This window comes from Roseovarius sp. BRH_c41 (genome assembly GCF_000961715.1).
Taxonomy (GTDB): Bacteria; Pseudomonadota; Alphaproteobacteria; order Rhodobacterales; family Rhodobacteraceae; genus Roseovarius.
The window spans coordinates 1-9,393 of the sequence record NZ_LADY01000034.1 but is presented as its reverse complement, the minus strand read 5'-3'; the positions used below and the strand labels follow the sequence as shown (position 1 = coordinate 9,393).

Annotated in this window: 10 protein-coding genes and 1 pseudogene; all 11 read right to left on the bottom strand. The window is 64.1% G+C overall.

Annotated elements, in window-relative coordinates; all coding sequences use genetic code 11:
- On the bottom strand, positions 1-915 hold a 915-nt coding region (locus VR71_RS10540; RefSeq protein ID WP_045683664.1), incomplete at its 3' end, for a hypothetical protein.
- Between the two features lie 22 nt (positions 916-937).
- Positions 938-1,156 carry a hypothetical protein gene (locus tag VR71_RS10535; protein WP_045683662.1) on the bottom strand — a complete coding sequence of 73 codons (219 nt, stop codon included), beginning with the start codon at positions 1,154-1,156 and terminating at the stop codon, positions 938-940.
- Positions 1,156-1,560, bottom strand: coding sequence for a hypothetical protein (locus VR71_RS10530; RefSeq protein WP_045683660.1), 405 nt, complete (start codon positions 1,558-1,560; stop codon positions 1,156-1,158). The genes VR71_RS10535 and VR71_RS10530 overlap by 1 nt, the downstream gene beginning before the upstream one ends.
- A gap of 24 nt (positions 1,561-1,584) precedes the next feature.
- Positions 1,585-1,947 carry a hypothetical protein gene (locus VR71_RS10525; RefSeq protein ID WP_045683658.1) on the bottom strand — a complete coding sequence of 121 codons (363 nt, stop codon included), beginning with the start codon at positions 1,945-1,947 and terminating at the stop codon, positions 1,585-1,587.
- Positions 1,937-2,254, bottom strand: coding sequence for a hypothetical protein (locus tag VR71_RS10520; protein WP_045683656.1), 318 nt, complete (start codon positions 2,252-2,254; stop codon positions 1,937-1,939). The genes VR71_RS10525 and VR71_RS10520 overlap by 11 nt, the downstream gene beginning before the upstream one ends.
- 11 nt (positions 2,255-2,265) lie before the next feature.
- The gene (locus VR71_RS24860; protein ID WP_296430191.1) at positions 2,266-3,111 is read right to left on the bottom strand and encodes a hypothetical protein; all 846 of its coding nucleotides are present in this window, start codon (positions 3,109-3,111) and stop codon (positions 2,266-2,268) included.
- Positions 3,112-3,129: 18 nt separating this feature from the next.
- Entirely contained in the window at positions 3,130-6,153 is a 3,024-nt protein-coding gene (locus VR71_RS10510) for a phage tail protein (RefSeq protein WP_045683653.1), read from the bottom strand.
- Entirely contained in the window at positions 6,150-6,533 is a 384-nt protein-coding gene (locus VR71_RS10505) for a hypothetical protein (protein ID WP_045683651.1), read from the bottom strand. The genes VR71_RS10510 and VR71_RS10505 overlap by 4 nt, the downstream gene beginning before the upstream one ends.
- Positions 6,530-7,234: a hypothetical protein gene (locus VR71_RS10500; protein WP_045683649.1), complete on the bottom strand. Its 705-nt coding sequence runs from the start codon at positions 7,232-7,234 to the stop codon at positions 6,530-6,532. The genes VR71_RS10505 and VR71_RS10500 overlap by 4 nt, the downstream gene beginning before the upstream one ends.
- Complete coding sequence (locus tag VR71_RS10495; RefSeq protein ID WP_045683647.1) at positions 7,235-7,897, bottom strand: hypothetical protein; 663 nt, start codon at positions 7,895-7,897, stop codon at positions 7,235-7,237.
- Positions 7,897-9,393, bottom strand: a pseudogene (locus tag VR71_RS10490) (phage tail tape-measure protein); the annotation flags it as partial. The pseudogene VR71_RS10490 and the gene VR71_RS10495, both read right to left, overlap by 1 nt.

Genomic DNA, 9,393 nt, shown 5'->3' with positions numbered 1-9,393 from the left:
GGACGCGCCAGAGAGGCCGCCTGATGCTCCAGCGCGCCCGGAGACGCGCGTCGGTGCTGCGTCGGCACCGGAAGCCCCGCCGGAGATCGCAGCGCGACCCTGCACGGCAACAGAGGCCGCAGAGGCACCCGACGCGCCTTCGCTCGACGCGGCCCGCAAGAGCACAGAGGCAGGAGAGGCGGTCAGACCAAAGGTGCCGCCACTGGACGCAGTGCGCTCTGAGATGCCAGAAGCGCCAGGCGTGATGTACTTACCGTTGAGGTAGTTGAACATCTCAGTGAGCTGCGGCGCGGTGTGCGCGCCGGCATAAATCAGCACCGCAGCGCAATCCATCAGCGCGCCTGCGTTGTCGCTCAGTTTGTAGTTAATATATAGCTTGGACAGAATGGTGTTGAGCGTGGCGGGTGTGCCGGAAATGACGCCAGCGTTGTCAACGTATCCGACGACACCCGACCCGTTGAAAGTGATCGAAATGATGTGCCAGGTGTCGTCGTTAAAGTTGGCAGCGGATGCGAAACTGGCGGCCCAGAAATCGGTCAGCACCTTTTCGGTGTTGCTGAGCACGGTCCCAAAGGCTTGCCGTGTGGTCGGGGCGCCATACATGACCCCGTTGAAATTACCGGCGCTAGTCCCCGGCGGGAAACGAACAACCACATACATTGTGCGAGGCTCTACCCCGTCCGGTATGTCCTCGCCCGCCAGGTCGACAGTCCCCAGCCCGTCATTGCTGCTATCAAAACTGAAATAAGCTGCGCCAGTCGGCGTCCCCTCTTCGGCCGTGCGCAGCGTAGGCTCGGACATGGCCCCGAGTTGCGTCAGCTCGATCCCGGCAATCTCATCCACCCACAGAGTAGGCGACACAACCGTATTGGTTGTCTCGAACTGGACTTTGAGATTGGTCGTGATCAGTGCCATCGTTGGCAGCCCTCATGTGATGTCATAGCTTGAGAGCGCGAAGCTCTCGTTTGAGTGTCGCAGCGAGGTCCAACTGGCCCGCCCCGAAACTGTCAGAACTCAGGGTTTTCAAGCTGATATTCGGACGCTCGTATTTTTCGAGCAGGTCGACTGCCGCCATGAGAGCCGCGTTCCAGGCGTGGATGGCGCGTACGCCATCCACCACCGGACCGCCGTTGCTCTCATAGGCGACGCGGGTCATCAGGACAGGAAGACATTGAGGCTCGAAGCCGGGAACTTGATCTCCGCGCCCACGCCCAGATCGGCGGCGGTGATTGCCGACCAGGTCAGCAGATTACCCGCAGTCGCCGCGTCGTAATAGCCGACAGCGACGACGCTCTGGACCGGGTCATGCGTGGTGGCAAAGACAATCTCGGCGCTGTTGAGCACCGCCTGCCGGGTGCCATCCGCCGGATCTGCAGCAGGCGCGCCAAAGGTCACGGCCGCGCGGGCATAGCCGCTGCCGGTCACTTCGGTGCCGCCGCCTGCGTCGGTGGGCGCGGCCGTAAAGAGCGCCAGATGCACGGAGGCGGGGCTGGTTATCGCCGTGTTCCGAAAAACGTGATTGAGCACGGCAGCTTCGAGGTAGGTGGAGAAGGTCGACATTTCAGTTTCCTTTCAGGGTTGGTTTCAGTGTCGGGCCGCGAATTCCGCGACCCCGGTTGGAACGTCTGGCCAGACGGGTACATCGCCGTCCTCGATGGCGCGACGGCACTCGGCCTGCATGGCCTTGCGCCACGCGGTCCATGCAACGGCGCGCTCCTGGTCGCCCTCGATGAGGCCCGCCAGCGCCAGCGCGTCGACACGCACAGCGCCATTGAGGATCGCGGTTGAGAACAGGATGCCCGCCTGCGCGATGTTCATTTGCGTCGTCTCGGAGCCAACGCCGAGGATGCGCGCGCGGCACTCGGTCCTGATCGCCGTGGCACGCTCAAACGCGGCGGCTTGCGCTTTGGCCTCGGCGGTGACCGCCTGGCTGAAATCAATCTGCATCGGGGATCTCCAGATCATAGGGCGGAAGGGTCACCGGGCCGTTGCCGGTCAGAGTGAGGGGCGCGGGATTGATCGTCTGCGGTGGCGCAGATGAACCGAACGGCACGATCAGCGACAGGTGCAGCACGCCCTCGATCCGCTCGACAGGACCGGCGAACCAATTGCTCGCAATCGCCTCGCGTGGCAGCGTGGCCCCGTCTGGCAGGGGCGAGAAATCGAAGGTCTCACCGTTGAGTGTCAGAATGTCGCCGTTGCGCGTGACCGTCAGGGGGGTGGCGCGGCGCTGCGGGATCAGTGTGATGTGCATCGGGTCTCTCCTTAGAACCAGCGGCCGACAGCAACGATGTTTGCAAAACTGGAAACGCGCGCATTGGTGGTCAAAAAGGTGCTCATATTCAGCGTTGTTGTGGTCACGCTCGACGCCCGAGCAAAGGCCACGGAACCGCCGCCGGTGGTCACGGCCGCCACGCGCGGGGTGACGGCGAATTCAGCCGGATAGGTCCATGCGACTTCACCCGCATCCGAGGTGGCAACTGTCGTCGCACAGATCTGCGTGCCATTGGCGAACCGCGTGTATTCGCCATTGCCGCCGACAAACACGCTTTCGATCAGCGCGCCGGTCGGCACACCTGCGGCCTGAGTGACCGTCCCGAGGATGTTTGAGCGCGCAAAGACCTGTGACCCGTTGAGCAGCAGGTTTGTGATCGCGTTGAGGCCCGCGCTCGACAGAAGTGCCCGCTGCACACCGCCCGTGACCATGCCGATCTGGTCCGCAGCGGGGCGACGAAAACCGGTGTTTAGATCGGCCAGAAACGCCACCCCCGGCTCAGCCAGCGTGCCGTCGCCAAACCGGCCAGAAAGCGGGCCAGCCTGTGCCGCGTCAAATATTGCCATCACATCGTTGAACGCCGCAATCAGCCCGTCGCGCACGGCCCCGAGATTGGCAATGGCGTAGCTGCCGCCGCTAATCGTCGTGCCGGTATAGGCGACCGCCAGCGTGATCGAGGTGTTGCTGTTGACAGTCAGAACCTCGCCGACAATCACGCCATTGCGTACCACCATCATGCCCGGTGCGGCGTTGGCCAGCCATGCCGTGCCGCTGCCCGTCAGTGCGGCGCTGCCGCTCGTGATGCTGATCGTGCCGGTCCGATACCAGATGCTCATGGTGTTCCTCGCTCTGTGTTAACTGAATGTGGCAATCGCTTTTTCCTCTGCAAAAAGCTGCGTTCCCGGCAGAACGAGCACGCCCTTAAGACCACCGGGGTGAAACCAGTAACGTGCCTGCAATTTGTAGGTGGTCGCGGATGCCCCCGGCGTCGTGCGGTTCTTGAAAACCATGCTGTCAAGCAGTTGCCTTTTGCCCAATTCGACGCGTTGACGGTAGACAAGCGTGTCTTCCATCTGCACCCCGTTCCGAAGTATGCGATACTCCACGTCAGCGCCCAGATCATCTGGGCTGAGTGACCCCGCCTGAAACCTGACGTTCAGGATCATGTGTCGCTCACTCGGCAGATTGCTGTGCGCAGCCGTCAAGGTCAGAACATCTTGAAAGGCAGAAGTACTGGTGATCAGAAAATCTGAACCAAGCGTTGTGGCGCTAATTGCCCCTGTCGCATTTGCTTCGATCTTGTCCGTAACAATTGACCCGCCAAGGATCAGATCGCCATCGAGAACAAAGTCGCCGGAAACTTCGACAGTGCCATCCAGTTTGATGTAATCGCCCTTGATCCGGGCGGTCGTGACAGGCTCTGTCTCACCATCATCCACACGCACCAGCGACAACACATCATCGCCGCCAAGTGACCAGACAAAGCCGCTCGATATGCCGTCTATGGTTGCCTCAGCAAAGGCCGTAGCCTCTGCCAGCGCCGTGACACTGCCGTAGCTGGCCACGATCTGCTGATTGACCGCCGCCACCGCGCCGTCGGCTGTCACACGGGTTGCAGCCACCTGTGTGATCACGGCGGCGTTCTGATCGACCTTAGAGGCTAGAAGAAGCCGCTCGCTCGCCTCGGCGCTGATACCGTCCACGACCTGCGTGGAAATCTCGCGCCGCCCAAATGCCGTTGTTTCGCGCACCGCCTGCCCGTCGAGGAAACCGCGCAGCAGTCCCTCGGCAACCTCATCAGCACCCTCACCCACGCGGTTGAACAGGTCAGAGACAGATCGCGGCATGTTCGCATCGCCAAGCACAGCATCATGCCGGTCAAAGGCCGTGTCGATCTGGTCGCGCAGGGCGTCGGCAAGGTCCGCTTGCGTCAACCGCAAATCCGGCGTGGTCACACTCAGCCACGGCGTCCACGCGGTCGGGCTGTCGGCCACATAACGGGCGCGGACCTCGTATTCCGTCGCGGCGATGATGTCGCCCCGCACCAGCACGCGGCCCCCGTCGACCGGCTTGATGCCCTCTGCGACGATCTCCTGCGTGGCCTTCACGCGCACCTGATATTTCAGGTTGCGGATCGCGGGCAGGCTTTCAATCGTCCAGGTCAACAGGATTGCCGGGCGGCGCGCAGTGCCGCCTGCGTCCGACAGGTCAAACGCAGCCACTGACAGCGGCACCACAAGCGGCGCAGGCGGTGTCTGACCATTGGTGGGCAGAGGTGCCGGCACGTCGAGCTCCGGCCCCCAATCTGTATCCGTGGCCTCGCGCTCGCGCATCACCACGACTTGCAGCAACGTGTCGGTGCGGTCCTCGACCTCGATCACCTCGAACACCTTGTTCGTGTAGCCGTAAATCTCGGACGTGAAGCTGATCGAATCCAGCGGCTCGACCAGCGCGAAACTCGGCGGCAAGGTCACTTGGAACGTCACAAACCGGCGCGCATCCAGCAGCAGAGAATTCAGCAGGTGCTGCGCCTGCGCCTTGACGCTCACCGCAGGCAGTCCAACGCTTGCCACCCGCTGCCCGCCATCCTCGGCCACCCAATCCTCGTTCAGGATCAGATCGGCCTCGCGGCCCTCCCAGATATCATTCGGCTCGACGTAAGTCCCGGTGATGCCGTTGGTCACGTTCTCGAACGCCGGGAACGGCGTGAGCTCCGAGGATTCCGTGATTACGAAATCCGCATCGGTGAGAGCCAGCACCGGGGCCGAGGGCGCACCCACGCGCACCCGGAACACGCCACCGAACTCAGCCGTCTGGGCAAAGCTGGCGCGGTTCATTTCCTCGATCACATCGACCGGGGCCATCTCCTCGACGTTGATCTCGAAGCCCGCCACGTATTGCTTGCGCCCGCCGATATCGACGTCGCACTCGTTCATGCCCGCAAACCAGTTATCGAGTGGCAAATCCTCGGCAGACACCTGCCCGCCCCAGATGTCGCCCGTGGGCAGGGTGATGCCACGATAGATGTTGTAATTGATCACCTGCGGATTTTCTGAGAACTCCCAAGTTGCGGGATTGTCCCACCGATGCGCGCCAGAGCCGCCCACGGTGGTATCCTTGCGCGGATCGTAGAGCTTGATGCCCTGCACCTCGAACCGGACAGAGGGCAGGCCCTGATAAATCTCGGGGTCCAGCGCGAATTCCAGCACCGCATAGGCTGTGCCGCGCAGGACGTGATCCGTGGTCCAAGGACGGTCAGGATGCGCGCCATAGTATGTCACCAGCGTTGGATCGGCCTCGGTCTGCGTCCCGTCGTAGAACCACATCCACGCGGTCGGGTCTGTGTCGTCCTGCCGGAACTCGGTCAGGATGCGACGGCCAGAATTTTCGGGCACCTCATTGAACGGCCCCGCGCTATTGTCGGGGGCCTCGATGTCGGAATATTTGCCGTTTATGACGATCCGCCCAGTCAGACCTTGCACAGGAATGTTCGAGACCTCGAGAATGTAGGTCAGGATGCCGTTGTTCTTGAAGCGGCTATAGGCGGGCGCAACCGCGTGGCCCTCCGCCGCCATTGTGCCCACGATGAATTTCTGCGGCGTCACGTCGCCGGTCGTGGTCTGTTCGGTCTGGATGCCCTGACCATTGACCTTGGGCTTCTTGGCAAAGGCTTGATTGAGCAGCGAGAGGCCCACGCCCACGATGATCCGCGTCGCAAACGCCCCCAGTGCACCGAACCCCGCAGCAATCGCCGCAAACGTGCCAGCCCCGGCGCTTGATGCCGCCAGCGCAACGGCAATCGCAGTGGAAATCGGCTCGGCCATAGCTCCGCCGGGTGCTACGATAAAGCCTACGAGGAACGCAAAGAACAGGATCATATCTTGAAAGCCCTCGCCGCCTTGAGGCGCGATAAATGGCCCAGCCCGTCGGGGCGCAGCACGAACACGCGGTCGCTGGCAAAGATGCCCATGGCGCTGCCCTCGCACACCGCCAGATCGCCCACCTGCGCCATGGCGGGCGGGATCTCCGGGAAGAGGCTGGCGATATAATCGACATGGCTGGCAAAGCCGTCTTCGGCCATCACGCGGGCAAGCCCCGCCATGCTGCGATAGCGCCCGCGCCACCGCTCGCCGTGATCCACGCCCGTCGCGGCCTTGACCCACCCGGCGACATACATGCCGCAATCGTGGCTGCCGGGGCGAAAGCGCATCACCCGCACAGTGTCGAGATAGGCGATCAGCATCTGTGCCCGGCTCATCCACGACTATCCCCGTTGCTGGTACTGCCCCCGCCCGCGCGCTCGTCTGCCGTGGGTGTGGACGGCGTGACGCTCGTGGGCGGCGGCGCGCCGTTCTGCGACTTGCCTGACCCCCAGAACACCGGCACCGCGCCCGAGGTGGCGGCATTCTCCCGCCCCCGGTCCGTGGCGTTGATCCGGCGCTGCGCGGAATTGGACTTCTTGAGCGCCAAGGTCCGGGTCAACGCCCGCGCGGCGCTTGCCACCGTCATGGTGACATCCGCCGATTGCCCCTCTGCGGCGCGCGGCAGGGGCATCTCTTCGACCCAACCTTTGATCACCCGCACGGGCACGCCGACCTGCACCGCCTTGACCGGATCGAAAAACACCCGGTGCACCTCGACCGGCGCACCGCGCAGGTCATAGAGGTTCACCAGATTGACCACCGCAGCCGGAATGCCGGAAAAACGGATTGTGTGCATTCGTACATTCAAGCCCACTTCGCCCCGGATCGGATCAAGCCCAAGGATTGAGCCCGCGCCCTGATAGCTGCGCGCGGTCTCGCCAACGGTGAATTGCCGAACATCAAGCCCATTCCAGAACCCCACGGCCTCGATCAGCCCTGTGGATTTGCGCCGCGCTGATACCCACACCAGATGCCGGGATATGACACCCGTAAGGCTGGCCAGCATATTTTCGGTGGCGGTGCCGTAATCGCGCATCTACACCCCCACGCTTTGCACAAAGGAGAACTGTGCGCCCTCGGCTCTGCCCGCGCGATGTGCGCCGTAGGCCGGATTTGGTTCGAGCCGCGCCTTGATTACCGGCCTGATCAGCGTCACGGGATCGCCAACGACAATCCCCGGCTGGAGCGGCGGCGTCACTTGAAACCATGCGGTCGTGCCCGGAGCGCCGGACTGGATATCACTCACCACCCGATGCAGGCCATATCGCACGGGGCTGGAGCCATACTGCACGCCCATGAAATCGCCACCGCGCAGCCAATAGAGACCGGGCATGCCTTGCAGCTTGATCATCCGCGCATCTGCCGCATCAAGCTGTGCGACCGTGGGCGTGGCCGCGCCAAGGATCGCCCCGGTCGGATCATCTGCCGGATGCGTCTTTGCCGGATCGTAGACCAGAAACGACGCCCCCGGCGTGTCCAGCACGGACAAGAGCGCGTCGATCCGCGCGGCATTGCTGCGATTGCTCATGGGGGGAAGGGTAAGCGACCCGCGCCACACCGGCGCACCCAGCAGCGCAGGCAGAGGAATGCCGCTGGCCGTGCGGTCGATCTGCATGGGCGTGTTGATCACGAGCTGCGAGACCGAGATTTTCAGCCGGTCTTGGAACTCGGCCAGAACGAGGGGAAAAGCCAAGGGCATCAACCGCGCCTCCGGGGGTCTTTGTTGATACGATCAACCGCCTGCGGCAGGCCGCTGCGCGTGAATTGCTCAATCCCGGCCCGCGTCACCTGCACGGCCACTTCCCCCGATATGCGGCGCACGTCCTGGACGATGCTGCCGTTCTCGACGCGGGCCACGACCTCGATGCGCGGGCCCGCGCTACCGCTCTGGGCTCGCGTCGCACCGGCAGCCTGCGCGGGCAGGGGCAGGCCGCCCCCGGCAAAGCCTGGAATGATCGCGCCTGCGTTCATGGCCTCGAGCACCGCGCGGTTGCGGGCCGTGGCCTCGGCCGTCATGATGAATTCCCCGGCGCTTACCATCGCGCGGATCCTGTCCCCCCGGCCTGTGCCCGCGCCCAAGAGGAGGCCGGGACGGGTGACAAGAGGATCGCCGCCACTGGCAAAGCCGGGCGCCATCTCGCCGGGCAAGCCGCCAGACGCAATATTGATCAGCGACCCGCCCGAGAGGAGACCAAAGAGATCGCCAAGGCCGCCACCACCGCCACCGCTGCCCCCAAAGAGACCGGAGAGCGGGCCGGTGCCGAGGATCAGCGCTTCCTTGGCCGCGCGGATGACCATGTCGCCGATCCCCTCCCAGACGTCCCGGAGGCTTTCGGCCTCGAGCAGCACGTCGTCGACGGCGTTGTTGAATTCCTCCTTGCGCTCCATGGCGACGCGCTCGTTCTCATGGGCCTCGACGAGCGCCTCGATCTCCGCGCGTTGCTTTGGCGTCGCGGCGGTCAGGCGGTCGCGCAGGCGGATCATCTCGCGCTGCACCGGGTCGCTCTCGCGCAGCGCCTCGATCTCGCGCCGCTTGCTCTCGATCAGCCGGTCGAGCGCCTGCTGTTCGCGCAGGGTCTCGTTGGCCGATGCGCCACGCGCGCCGCTGCCGGACCGCGTCGGCCGGGCTAGCTCGTTGAGGCGGGATGTCTCACGGGCCAGTTCGACAACGGCGTCCCGGCGCGCATTTAGGTCATCGACTGTTGCCGTATCGCCGCTGGCCTCGCCCCGGATTACCGCCGTCTCGCGGTCGAACCTAGCACCGGCCAAGGCTCCGGCGCGCCCAATCGGATCGTCGCGAAACTCCGCCCGGATACGGGCGTTCTCCAACCCGACCTGGCCTTGGGATTGCAGGTCGAACATGGCATCGACGGCACCGCGCACCTCGGCCGAGAGCCGCGCGGCCTCGTCGGCGGCCGCGCGGATGCTGCCGGACATGTCGCTCGTCGCGATTTCAAAGGTGTGTTGTGCGGCCTCGCGCATGGCCTCTTTTGTTTCTTCGCTCGCGCCAGAGGCGTCGGCCTCCGCAAGCGCCGCATCGAGGGCGAACTGCGCGCGCAACCGCGTCACCTCGGCACTGTCCGCGCCTGCCCGCGCGATAGCCTCGGCCACGCCATTCTGCTGGATCATGGTCGAGAGCGTGGCCTGCGCCGCCGCCTCGGCCTTCAGCTGCTCGCCGGTGCTTTTGGTCACCAG